Annotated in this window: 17 protein-coding genes and 1 tRNA gene; 5 read left to right on the top strand and 13 right to left on the bottom strand. The window is 59.5% G+C overall.

Annotation, left to right across the window (positions count from 1 at the left end):
- Nucleotides 1-219: 219 nt before the first annotated feature.
- The 5 genes from ABV589_RS22030 to dapA all read right to left on the bottom strand — a co-directional run bounded on the left by ABV589_RS22030 (nucleotide 220) and on the right by dapA (nucleotide 3912).
- Nucleotides 220-309, bottom strand: a tRNA-Ser gene (locus ABV589_RS22030).
- Nucleotides 310-392: 83 nt separating this feature from the next.
- Nucleotides 393-1106 carry a phosphoribosylaminoimidazolesuccinocarboxamide synthase gene (purC, locus tag ABV589_RS22025; RefSeq protein WP_367083632.1) on the bottom strand — a complete coding sequence of 238 codons (714 nt, stop codon included), beginning with the start codon at nucleotides 1104-1106 and terminating at the stop codon, nucleotides 393-395.
- Between the two features lie 28 nt (nucleotides 1107-1134).
- Nucleotides 1135-1896, bottom strand: coding sequence for an MBL fold metallo-hydrolase (locus tag ABV589_RS22020; protein ID WP_367083630.1), 762 nt, complete (start codon nucleotides 1894-1896; stop codon nucleotides 1135-1137).
- Nucleotides 1897-1900: 4 nt separating this feature from the next.
- Nucleotides 1901-3016: an outer membrane protein assembly factor BamC gene (bamC, locus tag ABV589_RS22015; RefSeq protein ID WP_007963286.1), complete on the bottom strand. Its 1116-nt coding sequence runs from the start codon at nucleotides 3014-3016 to the stop codon at nucleotides 1901-1903.
- A 17-nt stretch (nucleotides 3017-3033) separates the two neighbouring features.
- Nucleotides 3034-3912, bottom strand: a complete 879-nt coding sequence (dapA, locus tag ABV589_RS22010) for a 4-hydroxy-tetrahydrodipicolinate synthase (protein WP_367083628.1) — start codon at nucleotides 3910-3912, stop codon at nucleotides 3034-3036.
- A 324-nt stretch (nucleotides 3913-4236) separates the two neighbouring features.
- Here dapA and ABV589_RS22005 point away from each other — a divergent pair, with 324 nt between their 5' ends.
- Both ABV589_RS22005 and ABV589_RS22000 read left to right on the top strand, forming a co-directional pair.
- Nucleotides 4237-4797 carry a glycine cleavage system protein R gene (locus ABV589_RS22005; protein ID WP_007963284.1) on the top strand — a complete coding sequence of 187 codons (561 nt, stop codon included), beginning with the start codon at nucleotides 4237-4239 and terminating at the stop codon, nucleotides 4795-4797.
- Between the two features lie 10 nt (nucleotides 4798-4807).
- A complete protein-coding gene (locus ABV589_RS22000) occupies nucleotides 4808-5281 on the top strand; it encodes a peroxiredoxin (protein WP_367083626.1) in 474 nt (157 codons plus the stop codon).
- A 109-nt stretch (nucleotides 5282-5390) separates the two neighbouring features.
- Here ABV589_RS22000 and ABV589_RS21995 read toward each other — a convergent pair whose 3' ends face one another.
- Both ABV589_RS21995 and ABV589_RS21990 read right to left on the bottom strand, forming a co-directional pair.
- A complete protein-coding gene (locus ABV589_RS21995) occupies nucleotides 5391-6461 on the bottom strand; it encodes an AI-2E family transporter (RefSeq protein ID WP_027614463.1) in 1071 nt (356 codons plus the stop codon).
- A gap of 32 nt (nucleotides 6462-6493) precedes the next feature.
- Nucleotides 6494-6733 carry a sulfurtransferase TusA family protein gene (locus ABV589_RS21990; protein WP_367083624.1) on the bottom strand — a complete coding sequence of 80 codons (240 nt, stop codon included), beginning with the start codon at nucleotides 6731-6733 and terminating at the stop codon, nucleotides 6494-6496.
- A gap of 98 nt (nucleotides 6734-6831) precedes the next feature.
- Here ABV589_RS21990 and ABV589_RS21985 point away from each other — a divergent pair, with 98 nt between their 5' ends.
- On the top strand, nucleotides 6832-8265 hold the full coding sequence (locus ABV589_RS21985) for a M48 family metalloprotease (protein WP_367083623.1): 1434 nt from the start codon (nucleotides 6832-6834) through the stop codon (nucleotides 8263-8265).
- A gap of 80 nt (nucleotides 8266-8345) precedes the next feature.
- On the opposite strand, the gene ABV589_RS21980 is transcribed toward ABV589_RS21985, so the two are convergent.
- The 4 genes from ABV589_RS21980 to rpoE form a co-directional block, all read right to left on the bottom strand.
- A complete protein-coding gene (locus ABV589_RS21980; RefSeq protein ID WP_007963275.1) occupies nucleotides 8346-9776 on the bottom strand; it encodes a DegQ family serine endoprotease in 1431 nt (476 codons plus the stop codon).
- Between the two features lie 210 nt (nucleotides 9777-9986).
- The gene (locus ABV589_RS21975; RefSeq protein ID WP_367083621.1) at nucleotides 9987-10949 is read right to left on the bottom strand and encodes a MucB/RseB C-terminal domain-containing protein; all 963 of its coding nucleotides are present in this window, start codon (nucleotides 10947-10949) and stop codon (nucleotides 9987-9989) included.
- A gap of 8 nt (nucleotides 10950-10957) precedes the next feature.
- The gene (locus tag ABV589_RS21970) at nucleotides 10958-11545 is read right to left on the bottom strand and encodes an RseA family anti-sigma factor (RefSeq protein ID WP_003222558.1); all 588 of its coding nucleotides are present in this window, start codon (nucleotides 11543-11545) and stop codon (nucleotides 10958-10960) included.
- A gap of 30 nt (nucleotides 11546-11575) precedes the next feature.
- The gene (gene rpoE, locus ABV589_RS21965; RefSeq protein WP_003172477.1) at nucleotides 11576-12157 is read right to left on the bottom strand and encodes an RNA polymerase sigma factor RpoE; all 582 of its coding nucleotides are present in this window, start codon (nucleotides 12155-12157) and stop codon (nucleotides 11576-11578) included.
- A gap of 558 nt (nucleotides 12158-12715) precedes the next feature.
- On the opposite strand from rpoE, the gene nadB reads away from it, so the two are divergent.
- Complete coding sequence (nadB, locus tag ABV589_RS21960; protein WP_367083618.1) at nucleotides 12716-14332, top strand: L-aspartate oxidase; 1617 nt, start codon at nucleotides 12716-12718, stop codon at nucleotides 14330-14332.
- Here nadB and ABV589_RS21955 read toward each other — a convergent pair.
- Both ABV589_RS21955 and ABV589_RS21950 read right to left on the bottom strand, forming a co-directional pair.
- Nucleotides 14301-14753 carry a protein YgfX gene (locus ABV589_RS21955; RefSeq protein WP_367083616.1) on the bottom strand — a complete coding sequence of 151 codons (453 nt, stop codon included), beginning with the start codon at nucleotides 14751-14753 and terminating at the stop codon, nucleotides 14301-14303. The two genes, nadB and ABV589_RS21955, sit on opposite strands and share 32 nt — an antisense overlap.
- The gene (locus ABV589_RS21950) at nucleotides 14737-14991 is read right to left on the bottom strand and encodes a succinate dehydrogenase assembly factor 2 (RefSeq protein ID WP_003222550.1); all 255 of its coding nucleotides are present in this window, start codon (nucleotides 14989-14991) and stop codon (nucleotides 14737-14739) included. The genes ABV589_RS21955 and ABV589_RS21950 overlap by 17 nt, the downstream gene beginning before the upstream one ends.
- A 149-nt stretch (nucleotides 14992-15140) precedes the next feature.
- Between ABV589_RS21950 and ABV589_RS21945 the strand changes: the two genes are divergently transcribed.
- Nucleotides 15141-16082 (top strand): folate-binding protein YgfZ, encoded by a 942-nt coding sequence (locus tag ABV589_RS21945; RefSeq protein WP_367083614.1) that lies wholly within the window; start codon nucleotides 15141-15143, stop codon nucleotides 16080-16082.
- The last annotated feature ends 17 nt before the right edge of the window (nucleotides 16083-16099 follow it).

Here is a 16099-nt window from a genome sequence, read left to right as displayed (position 1 = left end):
ACTACCTTTCGCTCACCAAGAGCTTACCTCCGCTTGATGCTTCACAGCCTCACACAGACGCCGAACGAGTTCAGCGTGGGCTAGATGAGCGCGGGATAGATAAGACGCTATAGCCATAGAGCGAGGGCCTGTAACGAAAGTATTTTACGTAGAACCGTTACGTAGAATCCCAGAATGCAAAAAGCCCCGAGACTTTAATCTACGGGGCTTTTCTATGTATGGCGGAGAGATAGGGATTCGAACCCTAGGTACCGGTGAAGGTACAACGGATTTCGAATCCGTCCCATTCGGCCACTCTGGCATCTCTCCAACGGCGCGCATCATAACAACACTTCTGCCGAAAGCAAACCCTCTTTCGAAAATTTCTTCGTGCTATCAGATGCTTGCGTCGATTAAAGCGGTACACCCAGACGATTGGCGACTTCTTCGTAGGCTTCGATGACGTCACCGAGGCCCTGACGGAAGCGGTCCTTGTCCATCTTCTTCTTGGTGTCCTTGTCCCACAGACGGCAGCCGTCCGGGCTGAACTCGTCGCCGAGGACGATCGAGCCGTCGCTGAACACGCCGAATTCAAGCTTGAAGTCCACCAGCAGCAGGCCTGCGTCGTCGAACAGCTTGCTCAGGACTTCATTGACCTTGAGCGACAGTTCTTTCATGCGCGCCAGTTGCTCGGCGGTGCCCCAGCCGAAGGCCACGACGTGGGATTCGTTGATGAACGGGTCGCCCTTGGCGTCGTCCTTGAGGAACAGTTCGAAGGTGTACGGGTTGAGCTTCATGCCCTCTTCGATGCCCAGACGTTTTACCAGGCTGCCGGCGGCGTAGTTACGCACGACGCACTCGACCGGGATCATGTCCAGCTTCTTCACCAGGCACTCGTTGTCGCCCAGCAGTTTGTCGAATTGGGTCGGAATGCCGGCCGCTTCGAGTTTCTGCATGATGAAGGCGTTGAACTTGTTGTTCACCATGCCTTTGCGGTCGAGCTGCTCGATGCGCTTGCCGTCGAACGCCGAGGTGTCGTTGCGAAACAGCAGGATCAAGCGGTCAGCGTCGTCGGTCTTGTAAACCGATTTGGCTTTGCCGCGGTAGAGTTCTTCACGTTTTTCCATGATGGGCTCCGCTTGCTAAGTAGATGGGCTAGGCGATATGGCGCCAGTCGAGCCCTGAATCTTGATCGGCCAGTTGCAGCCAGTCCGGGTCGCACCCGAGGGTGTCGACGAAACATTGCCGGGCCAGCTGCGGCAGGTTGTTCTTGCTGCTCAGGTGGGCGAGAACCAGATGCTGCAAGCCCTGCCACCCCAACTCGGCCACCAGGAATGCCGCCTGATGGTTGTTCAAATGTCCCAGCTCGCCGCCCACCCGTTGCTTGAGAAAGTACGGGTAATGACCACGGGCCAGCATGTCGCGGCAGTGGTTGGATTCGATCATCAACGCATCGAGATCCCGATAGCCGTCCAGCACCCGCTCGCAGTAGGAACCCAGGTCGGTCAGCAGGCCGAAGCGCCGCTGCTCGTTATCACTGAATACGTACTGGGTCGGCTCCTGCGCATCATGGGCCACGGCAATGACCCCGATGTTCAGTGCGCCGATCTGCAGCTGATCGCCGCCGGCCAGAAAGCCTGCGGGTTCGATCGGTTTGCGCATCCCGCGCAGTGTGCCGCGACTGAGGTAGACCGGTAGATTGTAGCGCCGAGACAGCAAACCCACGCCATGCACGTGGTCGGCATGTTCGTGGGTTACGAGTATCGCGCTCAGTTGCGCCGGGTTCACACCCAGGCGCAACAGGCGTTTTTCGGTTTCCCGCAGGGAAAAACCACAATCCACCAGCACATACGTATCAGCGCTGGCGATCAGCGTGCCGTTCCCTTGGCTACCGCTGCCGAGAACGGCAAAGCGCATGTGATCAGCCCAGGTTGTCCTGAATCACGCTCAACACTTTGCGCGCCACATCGGCCGGCGCGACGGTGTTGATATTCTTCTCGACGGTGACCTGAACGTTCTCGCCGACCTTGCTCAGGCGCACCTGATAACGTTCGGCGCGGGCTTCAACTTCTTCCTTGGTCGGCGCACTGCCGAACAGGCTGCTGAAGAAACCAGGCTTGTCGTCTTTCTTCTCGGCTTTTTCGGCCAGGTTGATGTAGTACAGGCCCAGGCTGCGGTTGATGTCTTCAACGCGCCACTGACCTTGCTCCAGCGCACGACCGACGCTCGACCAGGCACGATCCAGATCCGGACCGACGTTCAGTACCGGGTTGCCGCTGCCGTCTTCGCTGAGGCTGACACGGCTCGGGGTATCGAAGTCACGCGAAGCCAGCATCGACACCGAACCACCCTTCTCGGAGATCCGGCTCATGCTCGCGAGCATGTCGTCGACCAGCGCGGCGTCCAGGCCAGTGTTGACCGAACGGTTGGTGAAATCGACGTCGGCGGTGCTGCCCGCAGGACGCTCAGCGCTGACCACGTAGATCTCACTGGTGTTGCGCTGCACGCCCGGCTCGATACGCACCCGCACGCGGGTTTCGCTGTCGGAACCGACACCGGCGGCGCTCAGGCGCTTGGCCACAGCGGCGGACAGTTCGTCGGAATGCTGCCAGGTGGTAGTGAATTCACCGGTTTGCGGGCGCTGCTCATCCAGACGGAAACCGTTGTCCTGGAAGAACTGCACCGCCACTGGCCACACTTCAGCCGGTGGGTGCTGGGCCACGACCCAACGCGAGTCACCGCTCTTCTGCAGCGAGTAGTCGGTCGCCTCGGCAACCGCCGTCAGCGGTTGCGGGCGCGGTACCACGTATTCGCCCTTCGCCGTGTCATCAGCCACGTTGCGCGGGATCGGCAACAGCGGATCCAGACGCTTGGAGGTGCTGACATTCGGTGGCAGTTGCATCGGTGCAGTCTGTTGCGCTTCCAGGTAATCGCTACCACGGTCACGGAAATAACCTTCCGGGCCCCAGACCCATCCGCAGCCACTGGTGCTGGAGATAATCAAGGCAAGTGCGGAAAGTCCGGCCATTCGCTTCATGCGTTGTACTTCCTCAATTAAACCAGGACGCTGCACTGGCGCAGGGCCGTGCGAAGCGTTTCATGACAAGGAGCGCTCAGCCAGGTCAACGGCAGGCGGATGCCTTCGTGCATCAGGCCCATTTCAACCAAAGCCCACTTCACCGGAATCGGGTTGGCTTCGATGAACAGGTCCTTGTGCAGCGGCATCAGTTTTTCGTTGATCGCCCGTGCGGTCTCGGCGTCGCCGTTCAGCGCAGCCTCGCACAGGTCAGCCATTTCGCGCGGGGCGACGTTGGCCGTTACGGAGATGTTGCCTTTGCCACCCAGCAGGATCAGCTCGACCGCAGTCGGATCATCGCCGGACAGCACGATGAAGTCCTTGCTCACGCCGTCGATGATGGCTTTGGCGCGTTTCAGGTCGCCAGTGGCTTCCTTGATGCCGATGATGTTCGGCACGCTGGACAGGCGAATCACGGTCTCGGCCTGCATGTCGCAGGAGGTGCGGCCGGGAACGTTGTACAGAATCTGTGGAATGTCGACGGCTTCGGCAATGTGCTTGAAGTGCTGGTACAGGCCTTCCTGAGTCGGCTTGTTGTAGTACGGCACCACCAGCAGGCAGGCGTCGGCGCCGGCTTCTTTGGCGTTGCGGGTCAGCTCGACGGCTTCGCGGGTCGAGTTGGCGCCGGTACCGGCGATCACCGGGATGCGGCCTGCGACCTGCTTGACCACGGCTTTGATGACGGCGATGTGCTCTTCTACATCAAGGGTCGCCGATTCGCCGGTAGTACCGACCGCGACAATGGCGTGGGTACCGTTTTCAAGGTGGAAGTCCACGAGTTTTCGGAGGCTGTCCCAGTCAAGACGCCCTTGTGCATCCATGGGTGTGACCAGTGCCACCATACTGCCCCGAATCATGAAAACGCTCCTGCCGGAAAAAGAGAGCGGTAATGGTACTGGCGCCAAGATGCTTGCACAAGCGAAGTACTGCGCCGCCATTCCCCTTGGCGTCGGTTTTCGCTACCCTTCAGACTTTGATCGGTACAGATCAGCTTGTACGCCGGGTTCCAGCCTCCCTTTTCGGCCTCCCAGGTCCCGTTCCAGCGTCGCTGCTGCACGCTCCACCATTATTGGAGCGAATTGCGAGCCGTGGCCCGGGGCTTTCTGAATCGGCACGCGCAGAAACTCCCGACGGCCAACGCCCATCGACCTACCGACCGCTCATCGCTTTAGGAATGCTGCATGTCCACCCCCACAGTTCGCGAACAATTCCTTGTCATCAGTGCCCTTGGCGCCAACCCCATGGAGCTGACTAACGTCCTGTGCCGCGCCAGCCATGAAAATCGCTGCGCCGTCGTCACCTCCCGCCTGACTCGTCACGGCGAGTGCAGCGCCCTGGTGCTGGAAATCTCCGGCAGCTGGGACGCCCTGGCCCGCCTCGAAGGCAGCCTGCCGACCTTGGCCAAGCGCCACGCCTTCACCGTCAACGTGGTGCGCAGCGCGGCGCTGGAAAACCGCCCGCAGGCCCTGCCCTACGTGGCTTATGTCAGCTCGGCGTATCGCCCGGACATCATCAATGAACTGTGCCAGTTCTTCATGGATCACAACGTCGAGCTGGAAAACCTGACCTGCGACACCTATCAGGCCCCGCAGACCGGCGGCACCATGCTCAACGCCACGTTCACCGTGACCCTGCCCGCCGGCACCCAGATCAGTTGGCTGCGCGACCAGTTCCTGGACTTCGCCGACGCGATGAACCTGGATGCGCTGATCGAACCTTGGCGCCCACAAAACCCAATGTAAGGAAGCTTTCATGGCCGTTGTCATCGACCAACCGGTTGCGGATTTCGAAGCACCTGCCACCAGCGGGCAGACCGTCAGCCTGTCCGCTATGAAGGGCAAGCAAGTGGTGATCTACTTCTATCCGAAGGACAGCACTCCGGGCTGCACCACCGAAGGCCAGGGTTTTCGTGACCAGTACGCGGCGTTTCAGGATGCCAACACGGAAATCTTCGGCATTTCCCGCGACAGCCTGAAGTCCCACGAGAACTTCAAGTGCAAGCAGGAATTCCCTTTCGAGCTGATCAGCGACAAGGACGAAGCCGTCTGCCAGCTGTTCGACGTGATCAAGTTGAAGAAACTGTATGGCAAGGAATACCTGGGCGTTGATCGCAGCACATTCCTGATCGACAAGAATGGCGTGCTGCGCCAGGAATGGCGCGGCGTGAAAGTGCCGGGACATGTGGATGCGGTGCTGGCTGCGGCTCAGGCGCTGAATAAAGCCTGAAGATCAAAAGATCAAAAGATCGCAGTCTGCGGCAGCTCCTACAGGGAAACGCATTCCAATTGTAGGAGCTGCCGCAGGCTCGGGCCGCGATCGGACGATCTTTTTGCTTTTATAGCAATGGAGCCACCACAGGCTCCTTGCGCGGCCAGGCATCCAGCACGGCCTTGAACAACGTCGCCAGCGGAATCGCAAAGAACACACCCCAAAATCCCCAAAGCCCGCCAAACAGCAGCACCGCGCAGATGATCGCCACCGGGTGCAGATTGACCGCCTCGGAAAACAGCAACGGCACCAGCACGTTGCCATCCAGGGTCTGAATGATTCCGTAGACCGCCATCAGATAGATGAACTGATCGCTCCAGCCCCACTGGAACAACGCAATCAGCAACACCGGCACAGTCACCACCACCGCGCCGACGTACGGCACCACCACCGACACCCCGACCAGCAACGCCAGCAGCGCCGCATAGTTGAGGCCAAGCGCGACGAACGCGATGTAAGTCACGCCGCCACAGATTACGATCTCGATGACCTTGCCACGAATGTAGTTGGCGATCTGCCGGTTCATTTCCTGCGCCACGCGGGTGATCAGCGCTCGCTCACGGGGCAGATAGCCGCGCACCCACTCGCCGATCATGGCCCGATCCTTGAGGAAGAAAAACACCAGAATCGGCACCAGCACCAGATAGATCATGATGTTGACCAGCAGCGGCAGACTCGACAGGGAAAAGGTCAGCGCCCATTGGCCGAACTTGCCGATTTCGCCACGCGCCGCTTCGATAGCCTGCAGTACCTGCTCATCCGAGACCAGATGCGGATAGCGCTCGGGCAGCAGCAACAGCAGCGACTGCCATTTGGCGAGCATCCCCGGCAGCTCGTTGAACAGTGTGATCAACTGATGCCACAGCAGCGGCAACACCACCACGATGAACACCAGCAACACGCCCATGAACAGCGCAAACACCAGCCCCACCGCCGCCGCGCCAGGCACGCGCATACGCTCCAGTGCGAGTACCAGCCCCTGCATCAGATACGCCAGCACCATGCCGGCCAATACCGGCGCGAGCATGCCACCAAGTGTGAGCACCGCGGTAAAGGCGAGAAACAGCAGCACCGCCAGCACCACCGCTTCTTCGTCGGAAAAGTAGCGCTGAATCCAGTCGCGTAACACTTTGAACATCAATAATCCTTAGGTCTTTTACGCTGTCGGCTTCAGGCTTTTTTCAACCAGTAACGGTAGACGCCTGCTTCGTCTTCTTCGCGCAGCAGCGTATGACCGGCCAGACGGGCAAAGGTGCGGAAGTCGCGCTGCGAGCCTGCATCCGTGGCGATCACCTTGAGCACCGCGCCGCAGGGCAACTTGTTGAGCTCCATCTTGGCCTTGAGCAACGGCAACGGGCAATTCAGGCCACTGGCGTCCAATTCACAGTCATGGGCTACAGCGTCAGTCATTGCGTCACTCCGGTTCAGGTGGTTGAGGCGCCTAGAATATCTGGTCGCAAGCCCGGTGTCCGGCTACAGTAAGGTCTTTGTCTTCTAAGGCTTTGTGCATGACATTTCTGCGCCCTACCCTGCTGACGCTCGCTTGCCTGCTCGCCTCACCGGGCTTTGCCGACGATCTGCCGTCACTTGGCGACGCCAGTTCTGCCATTGTCTCTCCGCAACAGGAATATCAGCTGGGCCGCGCCTGGCTGGCGATGTTGCGCAGTCAGGTTGCACAGCTCAACGATCCGCAGCTCAAAGACTACGTCGAATCCAGCGTCTACAAGCTGGTGGAAACCAGCCAGGTCACCGATCGGCGCCTGGAATTCATTCTGATCAACAGCCCGCAGCTCAACGCCTTCGCGGCACCGGGCGGGGTGGTCGGGGTTAACGGTGGTCTGTTTCTCAACGCGCAGACCGAAGGCGAATATGCCTCGGTACTGGCTCACGAACTGGCGCACTTATCGCAACGCCACTTCGCGCGCGGCGTCGAAGCCTCGCAGCGGATGCAGGTGCCGATGATGGCGGCGCTGCTCGCCGGCATCGTGATTGCTGCCGCCGGAGGCGGTGATGCCGGGATCGCGACCATCGCCGGTACTCAGGCCGCAGCCATTCAGTCGCAACGCACCTTTTCACGCCAGAATGAACAGGAAGCCGACCGCATCGGTATCCTCAACCTGGAAAAGGCCGGATACGACCCGCGCTCGATGCCGACCATGTTCGAACGCCTGATGCGCCAGTATCGCTTCGACGCCAAGCCGCCAGAATTTCTGCTGACTCACCCGGTGACCGAGTCGCGTATCGCCGACACCCGTAACCGCGCAGAACAAGCACCGGCGGGCGGCATCGAAGACAGCATGCGTTATCAACTGATCCGCGCCCGCGTTCAGCTGATCTATGAAGAAACCCCGGGACTGGGCGCCAAGCGCTTCCGTGCACAACTGGATGAAAATCCGAAAAACGACGTGGCGCGCTACGGCCTGGCGATCGCTCAGATCAAGGGCGGCCAGCTCAACGAAGCCCGGGAAAACCTCAAACAGCTGCTGGCCAGGTCGCCCAACGAGATCATCTACAACCTCGCGCAGATCGACCTGGACATTACCAATAACCGTCTGCCGGATGCGCAAACGCGGGTTGACCGAATGCTCACCCAGTATCCGGGCAACTATCCACTGAATCAGGTTCGGGTCGACCTGTTGCTGAAACAGAATCGCACCGCCGACGCGGAGAAAGCCCTCGACAGCCTGCTCAAATCCCGTCCGAATGATCCTGACGTGTGGTATCAGGTCGCGGAAACCCGTGGTCTCTCTGGGAACATCATTGGTCTGCATCAGGCTCGCGCCGAGTACTTCGCGCTGGTCGGCGATTATCGTCAGGCGATCCAGCAACTCGACTTTGCCAAGCGCAAGGCGGGCAGCAACTTCCCGCTGTCCTCGCGGATCGATGCACGCCAGCGCGAGCTAATGGAGCAGGAGCGCATGATCAAGGACATGATGGGCTGAGTTTTCCTCGACGAGGCAAATGTTTCAGGCATAAAAAAACCGCCTCTTTCGAGGCGGTTTTCTATTTCACCGCTAGCGGATTATTCAGCCAGTTTGAAGGTGATGAAGCTCGCGCGACCTTCACGCAGAACGCGCATCGACACCGAACGATTCTTCGGCAACGCCTTGGCGATCTCGGCGAACTCCTTGGTGGAGCCGATGGCCTGGTTGTTCAGGTGAGTGATCACGTCACCCGGCTGCAGACCGATCAGTGCCGCAGGACCATCCTGAACATCCTTGATCACCACACCACCCTTGAGGTCGTAGGTTTTCTTCTGCTCGGCGGTCAGCTCGATCACCGACACACCGAGGCGGTTACTGCTGCTTTCCGCGCCGGATTTCGGCAGTGCTGCCAGCTCTTTGTCCTCGTCCGGAATCGCACCGACGGTCAGCTCGACATTCTTGCGCTTGCCGTCACGAATCACTTCAAGGTTGGCCTTGGCGCCCGCTTTCAGCGCACCGACCAAGTGTGGCAGGTCGGCGGACATGACGATCGGCTGACCGTTCATGCTCAGGATCACGTCACCCACTTGCAGGCCACCCTTGGCTGCCGGACCGTCATCCTGAATCTGTGCAACCAGCGCACCGGCCGGCTTATCAAGACCGAACGACTCGGCCAGATCCTTGTTCACTTCCTGGATGACCACGCCCAGCCAGCCGCGGCTGACCTTGCCACCGCTTTTCAGCTGATTGGAAACGTCCATCGCCACATCGATCGGGATGGCGAACGACACGCCCATGAAGCCACCGGAACGGGTGTAGATCTGCGAGTTGATCCCGACCACTTCACCGTTCAGGTTGAACAGCGGGCCACCGGAGTTACCCGGGTTGATCGGCACGTCGGTCTGGATGAACGGCACGTAGTTTTCGTTTGGCAGGCTACGACCGACGGCGCTGACAATGCCTTGGGTCACGGTGTGGTCAAAGCCGAACGGCGAACCGATCGCCACAACCCACTGACCCGCCTTCAGGTCCTGGGACTTGCCGAGCTTGAGCACCGGCAGATCCTTGCCATCGATCTTCAGCAGGGCCACGTCGGAGCGTGGATCGGTGCCGATCAGCTTGGCTTTCATTTCACTGCGATCTGCCAGACGCACGAGGATTTCGTCGGCATCAGCAATCACGTGGTTGTTGGTCAGGATGTAGCCATCCGAGGAAATGATGAAGCCCGAACCCAGCGATTGCGCTTCACGCTGACGATCGCCGCGCGGCGAACGCTGCTGAGGTGGCATGCCGCGCTCGAAGAACTCGCGCAACATCGGCGGCAAGCCTTCCAGGTCAGGCATCTGCTGGTTCACCTTGCGGTCCGGCAGTTTCTGCGTGGTACTGATGTTCACCACGGCAGGCGAGGCCTGTTCAACCAGTTGGGTGAAATCCGGCAGGTCGGCCGCCTGGACAGCCGGGACAGCCTGACCCAGTACCAGCACGGTGGCGAAAATGGACAGATAAGACTTCAAGCTAAGTATCGACATACAGCTCCCGTTACGACGAGCAGGGTTAAGCGATATGGAGCAAGGAACACCGGGAACCGCAGGCCGGCATTTTTGTTCCGGGAACGACAGACAAGGCCAGAGCCGTGAGGCTCTGACCTATAAAAAACTTTCGGGTGATTTGCAAATGAAAATGCTGAGCAAACATTTCATCTACGTCTCGAAGAAGAAGTGGAAATGACTGAAATCAGCTCACTGCTTGCTGGTTGCAGCGCCATCGTTGCGCATCGAAAGGGCAATCCTCTCGGCCGTGCCGATTGGAATTTCGCCGACCACCGTCACCATCATCTCACCTTCAGGCGTAGTGAGGCGGCGGGAAACAGCGACAGTCGGCCCCAACTGCGTGCGGGTGTCGGTCACTGTTGCACCGTTCAACGGCTCAAGAAATACCGAAAAACGCGCAAGCCCGTCGTCATACATCAGGCTGCTGACCTGAGTCTTGGTTTGCGGATCTTTGTGCGAGGTGCTGCTGGTCAGTACGAAGCCTGGGGGCAGCCAATCAGAATGCCAGACCTGAGCCGTCTTCACCGCAGAAGCCTTGTCACTATCAATAGTAACGGCCTTGCACTCGGTGCCAGCCTGCAGGTCTTTGTCCGACGGGGCTTCAGCGGTATCGAGGCTGGTGAACTGGAAGCGCTCCAGTAGCTGTCCCTTGTCGTTGAGCAACAACGACTTCAGTGGCAAGCCGGTCTGTTTATCCAGATGCAGTTCGAAACCATAGCGATGCTGGTCGCGAGGCGTCAGCGATACGATAACCGCATCACGCCCGGCCACGCGCGACTTGCCAATGACGGCAAGCTCATACCAGTTTTTCAGCTTTTGGGGATCAAGCGAACGAGCGGTCGAGTTGGGAGAATCTCCCAACCCCGCAATCAGGGTGCCGCTGACGCATTGAGTATGCCCATCAACACGTACGACTTCCTGAGCCGAGCCGTCGAGCTGAAGCAAGCGCTCGCGGACCTGACCGTTCTGGACACGATGCCAGATATTGTGGGTAGAAAAACTACCGTTACGCTCGTATACGAAAGTGCCTTGGAAGCTTTGCTGCTGCTCGGCCTGACCCAGGCGGATCAACCAGTCCTGGGCCTCGTCGGCATGGGCTGGAACAATGAACCAGCCGCTGAGCAGAAGCGAAAGTAGAGGTATGGCGCGCATGATCCTCCTTAACGGTTTTCCATGCTTGCTGCACGCGCATAAGGCAGAGCGCTTTCAGTACCTTTCAATGCAGCCTGCTGGGCATGCTGACGCAGATAGCCTGGCAGACGCTGATCGTGCCAGCCTGGCTGACCTTGCAGGACGCCATTGGCCATCGGGCCAGTGGTTTCCGAGCTTTCCTTGTAACCAGCCAGGACAGCCGGGCCCTTGACCTGCGGTGCAACCAGCGAAGGCTGATTGGACTGCTGAGCCAGCTCGACGCCAGCGATTTCGTCCTGGTTATACAAGCGCACACCGGCCAGTACTGCAACGGTCACCGAAGCTGCAACGGCCAGACGACCCAGGTTGCGCCAAGGCCCGCGGGATACTTTGGCTGGAGCCGTTTCGTCTTCCAGCGCAGCAGAAACTGCCGCAGCAATGTCCAGACGCGGAAGCAGCAGATCCTTGTGCATGGCTGCCCGAGCGATCTGATAACGAGCCCAGGTCTCACGGGTTTCAACATCGTCCAGTGCATTGATCACTCGACGCAATTCCAGTTCGTCCGCTTCGTTATCCATCACTGCGGACAGCGATTCCTGCAGGGCTTCACGACTCATGGCGTTCCTCTCTTGGCTGTCGCCGCTGTCTCAGTTTTCCTGCAACAACGGCTGCAGGGCTTTATCGATGGCCTCCCGGGCGCGGAAAATCCGGGAGCGCACGGTACCCACCGGACACTGCATGACGCTCGCAATGTCCTCGTAACTCAGACCATCGAATTCACGTAAAGTTAAAGCCGTACGTAAATCCTCTGGCAGTTGCTGAATGGTTCGATGGACGGTGCCTTCGATCTCATCCCGCAGCAATGCGCGTTCCGGTGATTCGAGATCCTTGAGGCCATGATCGCCGTCGTAGAACTCTGCATCTTCAGAACTTACATCGCTATCCGGCGGCCGGCGGCCGCGTGATACCAGATAGTTCTTTGCCGTGTTGATAGCAATGCGGTAAAGCCACGTATAGAACGCGCTGTCTCCGCGAAAGTTTCCTAGTGCTCGGTAGGCCTTGATAAAGGCTTCCTGAGCCACATCCTGGGCTTCATGGGTGTCGTGCACGAAACGCACGATCAACCCGAGAATTTTGTGCTGATATTTCAGCACCAGCAGATCGAAAGCTCGCTTGTCGCCACGCTGAACGCGCTCGACCAGCTGCTGATCCTCTTCCTGGGTTAGCATGAACACTCCTCGATAAGCATGGAGGAGGCTTGCATAACTAAACGACCAGACTTGCAAACATAGACTCGGGCTTTTCGCAAAAGTTCTCCCCCTCCAGGCAAGTTTCCTGCGGGCTCTGATTTGGCACGCACGAAAAACGCAGCGCGGGATAAACCGGCTGCGCGAATAATCTTGTCATCGGTTCGCCGGCAAAAACCCAATCGCAGGTTCTGCATTGAAGCCGACACTGTCCCGTGCTTCTGGCAACTGACTATTGATCTTGGGCCTCTGGCAAAAGTTCCAATTATTTATAGCCGCGCTGAAGCGACATCGAGCAACCGTGTGCTGAAAAAGCCTGTTTCATCCTCGATACAGTCGCCTTTTCCCAAAACGACAGAAAAAAACGTCCGACGAAGCGTCAAGCTTTTGTCGTCACAGTAGTTTCACAATGCCATACGAGCCCGGCTATTGTGCCGCTCCACCCCTCTATATACTAGTGGGCTGTGTGGCTGTCTTGACTCGCCGATCCAGCTGTCTTGCGCCAACCCCGATCCGGGTCGCTTTGAGCGGAATCCTGAAATGAGCCAACAGTTTCAACACGATGTTCTGGTGATTGGCAGCGGCGCTGCTGGTTTGAGTCTCGCGCTGACCCTGCCGGGTCATTTGCGCATTGCCGTATTGAGCAAAGGTGATCTGGCCAACGGCTCGACTTATTGGGCCCAGGGCGGCGTCGCTGCCGTGCTGGACGATACCGATACTGTCGAATCCCACGTCGACGACACTCTGAACGCCGGCGGCGGTCTGTGCCATGAAGACGCGGTGCGCTTCACCGTCGAGCACAGCCGCGAAGCCATCCAGTGGCTGATCGACCAGGGCGTGCCGTTCACCCGCGACGAACAGTCCGGCACCGAAGACGGCGGTTTCGAATTCCACCTGACCCGCGAAGGTGGCCACAGCCATCGGCGCATCATCCATGCCGCCGACGCAACCGGCGCAGCGATTTTCACCACCCTCCTCGCCCAAGCCAAAGAACGCAGCAACATCGAACTGCTGGAGCAGCGAGTTGCCGTTGATCTGATCACCGAACGGCGTCTGGGCATGGAAGGTGAGCGCTGCCTCGGCGCCTATGTGCTGAATCGCGCGACCGGCGAAGTCGATACCTACGGCGCACGCTTCGTGATCCTCGCGTCCGGCGGCGCGGCCAAGGTCTACCTCTATACCAGCAACCCCGACGGTGCCTGCGGTGACGGCATCGCCATGGCCTGGCGTTCGGGCTGCCGGGTGGCGAACCTGGAATTCAACCAGTTCCACCCTACGTGCCTGTATCACCCGCAGGCCAAGAGTTTTCTGATCACGGAAGCCTTGCGTGGCGAAGGTGCACACCTGAAGCTGCCCAACGGTGAACGGTTCATGCCGCGCTTCGACAAACGTGCCGAACTGGCGCCACGCGACATCGTCGCCCGCGCCATCGACCATGAAATGAAGCGCCTGGGCGTCGACTGCGTGTATCTCGACATCAGCCACAAGCCTGAAGCCTTCATCAAAAGCCACTTCCCGACCGTCTACGAACGTTGCCTGGGTTTCGGCATCGACATCACCAAGCAGCCGATCCCGGTCGTACCGGCAGCGCACTACACCTGTGGTGGCGTGATGGTCGACCAACACGGTCGCACTGACGTGCCGGGGCTGTACGCCATTGGCGAAACCAGCTTCACCGGCCTGCACGGGGCCAACCGCATGGCCAGCAACTCGCTGCTCGAATGCTTCGTTTATGCGCGCTCGGCGGCAGCGGACATTCTTGCGCAACTGGATGACGTCACCGCGCCAACCGCCCTGCCCGAGTGGGACGCCAGCCAGGTAACCGATTCCGATGAGGACGTGATCATCGCCCACAACTGGGATGAGCTGCGCCGCTTCATGTGGGACTACGTGGGCATCGTGCGCACCAACAAGCGCCTGCAACGGGCGCAGCACCGCGTGCGTCTGTTGCTGGACGAGATCGACGAGTTCTACAGCAACTATAAAGTCAGCCGCGACCTGATCGAGCTGCGTAATCTGGCGCAAGTCGCCGAACTGATGATCTGCTCAGCCATGGAGCGCAAGGAAAGTCGCGGTCTGCATTACACCCTCGACTATCCGAACCTGTTGCCCGAGGCGCACGACACTATTCTGGTGCCGCCCACCTACGCCGGCTGAACTTGAGCCGCACTCGCAGGCGTCGGTGCACATCCGCTGCCTGCGAGTCTCGCGGTACACAGATCGAGCGCACCCGCCGCTCCCCGCGCAAACGAAAGCGCAATACCACGATCAAGGGCAACGCCAGGCTGTCAGGGCGCAGTTGCACCGATTGCCAACCGCCCGCCTGATTCCACAACTGCCAGCCATCGGCGTCGCGGCGCAATCCGCAAAAAGCCTGCGGATGCTTCAGCAGAATCTGCCGTGGCAACGCCCACACGGCGTGCAGCAGACAGGCGACAGCCCCGAGCAGACTGGCCCAGAGTGGAATCGACAGGAGAAACAACACACCCAGAGCGAACGCCTGGGCCAACAGATATGCCGCCAGCAACTGCCGTGAGGCATGCCAGCGGCATTCGAACGTATTACTTGGGCTGAACACGGTCCAGGATCATCCGGACCATGCGCTGCAGCTCCGGGTCTTCGGATTCGCTGCGCTCCATGAACCAACCGAACATGTCCTGATCCTCACAGGTCAGCAGACGGACATACAAGTCGCGATCGACCTGGTTGAGGTGCGGATAGACCTCTTTCACGAACGGCACCAGCAGCACGTCAAGTTCCAGCATGCCGCGGCGGCTGTGCCAGAAGAGGCGATTGAGTTCAACTTGTTCGACCATGGAGCCCTCCTCAAATAGGCGCGCAGTATACAGCCCCGGCGCGGGTCGCACAGTCGGCTTTGGTCGGGCACCACCGATCCTTTATCAACTACCCATTTCAACAACGCGCCCTTATGATGTGCCCCAGACTTTTTACCCTGCGATGACCCATGGCCGATTCTGCTTTTTTCTGCACCCTGTCTCATGAAGGCGTACTCGCGGTTCGCGGCGTGGATGCCGGCAAATTCCTGCAAGGCCAATTGACCTGCAACATCAATTACCTCAGCGACAGCCAGGCCAGCCTGGGCGCGCGCTGCACGCAAAAAGGCCGGATGCAGTCGAGCTTCCGCATTCTGCTCGAAGGTGACGGCGTGCTGCTGGCGATGGCCAGCGAACTGCTGGAGCCACAACTGGCGGACCTGAAAAAGTACGCGGTGTTCTCCAAGTCCAAACTGACCGACGAAAGCGCCGCCTGGGTGCGCTTTGGTCTGGAACATGGCGACAAGGCGCTGGCCAGCCTGGGTCTGGACCTGCCGAGCGAGACCGACAGCGTGGTGCGCAACGCAGGCCTGATCGCGATTCGCGTCTCGCCGGATCGCGCCGAACTCTGGGTACCGGCCGATCAAGCCGACGTCATCAAGGCCAAACTGGCCGCCGCCCTGCCTGAAGGCGAGTTGAACCAATGGTTGCTGGGGCAGATCCGCGCCGGTATCGGTCAGGTCATGCCGAGCACCCGCGAGCTGTTCATCCCGCAGATGCTCAACCTGCAGGCCGTCGGTGGCGTGAGTTTCAAGAAAGGTTGCTACACCGGCCAGGAAATCGTCGCGCGCATGCAGTACCTGGGCAAGCTCAAGCGTCGCCTCTATCGCGTGCAACTGGACGCGAGCGAACTGCCGGAGCCGGGCACCCCGCTGTTCGCCCCGAGCCACAACAGCGCCATCGGCGAAGTGGTGATTGCGGCCCGCGCCGCAGAAAAGATTGAACTGCTCGCGGTGTTGCAGGCCGAAGCTGCCGAAGCGGGTGATCTGCACCTGGGCGCCCTGGAAGGGCCAGCCCTGCATTTGCTCGACCTGCCCTACGAACTGGATCGCGACCGCGAAATCCAGCGCTGATCGCAGCTTTTGTTGCA

The organism is Pseudomonas sp. HOU2, from assembly GCF_040729435.1.
Taxonomy (GTDB): Bacteria; Pseudomonadota; Gammaproteobacteria; order Pseudomonadales; family Pseudomonadaceae; genus Aquipseudomonas.
The sequence above is the reverse complement of the archived record's forward strand: the minus strand, read 5'-3'. Positions and strand labels throughout refer to the sequence as shown.

Bases quoted from the DNA above. Each gene is read 5' to 3' on its own strand.
- purC (WP_367083632.1), bottom strand. From the start codon at position 1,106: ATGGAAAAACGTGAAGAACTCTACCGCGGCAAAGCCAAATCGGTTTAC.
- ABV589_RS22020 (WP_367083630.1), bottom strand. From the start codon at position 1,896: ATGCGCTTTGCCGTTCTCGGCAGCGGTAGCCAAGGGAACGGCACGCTG.
- bamC (WP_007963286.1), bottom strand. From the start codon at position 3,016: ATGAAGCGAATGGCCGGACTTTCCGCACTTGCCTTGATTATCTCCAGC.
- dapA (WP_367083628.1), bottom strand. From the start codon at position 3,912: ATGATTCGGGGCAGTATGGTGGCACTGGTCACACCCATGGATGCACAA.
- ABV589_RS22005 (WP_007963284.1), top strand. From the start codon at position 4,237: ATGTCCACCCCCACAGTTCGCGAACAATTCCTTGTCATCAGTGCCCTT.
- ABV589_RS22000 (WP_367083626.1), top strand. From the start codon at position 4,808: ATGGCCGTTGTCATCGACCAACCGGTTGCGGATTTCGAAGCACCTGCC.
- ABV589_RS21995 (WP_027614463.1), bottom strand. From the start codon at position 6,461: ATGTTCAAAGTGTTACGCGACTGGATTCAGCGCTACTTTTCCGACGAA.
- ABV589_RS21990 (WP_367083624.1), bottom strand. From the start codon at position 6,733: ATGACTGACGCTGTAGCCCATGACTGTGAATTGGACGCCAGTGGCCTG.
- ABV589_RS21985 (WP_367083623.1), top strand. From the start codon at position 6,832: ATGACATTTCTGCGCCCTACCCTGCTGACGCTCGCTTGCCTGCTCGCC.
- ABV589_RS21980 (WP_007963275.1), bottom strand. From the start codon at position 9,776: ATGTCGATACTTAGCTTGAAGTCTTATCTGTCCATTTTCGCCACCGTG.
- ABV589_RS21975 (WP_367083621.1), bottom strand. From the start codon at position 10,949: ATGCGCGCCATACCTCTACTTTCGCTTCTGCTCAGCGGCTGGTTCATT.
- ABV589_RS21970 (WP_003222558.1), bottom strand. From the start codon at position 11,545: ATGAGTCGTGAAGCCCTGCAGGAATCGCTGTCCGCAGTGATGGATAAC.
- rpoE (WP_003172477.1), bottom strand. From the start codon at position 12,157: ATGCTAACCCAGGAAGAGGATCAGCAGCTGGTCGAGCGCGTTCAGCGT.
- nadB (WP_367083618.1), top strand. From the start codon at position 12,716: ATGAGCCAACAGTTTCAACACGATGTTCTGGTGATTGGCAGCGGCGCT.
- ABV589_RS21950 (WP_003222550.1), bottom strand. From the start codon at position 14,991: ATGGTCGAACAAGTTGAACTCAATCGCCTCTTCTGGCACAGCCGCCGC.
- ABV589_RS21945 (WP_367083614.1), top strand. From the start codon at position 15,141: ATGGCCGATTCTGCTTTTTTCTGCACCCTGTCTCATGAAGGCGTACTC.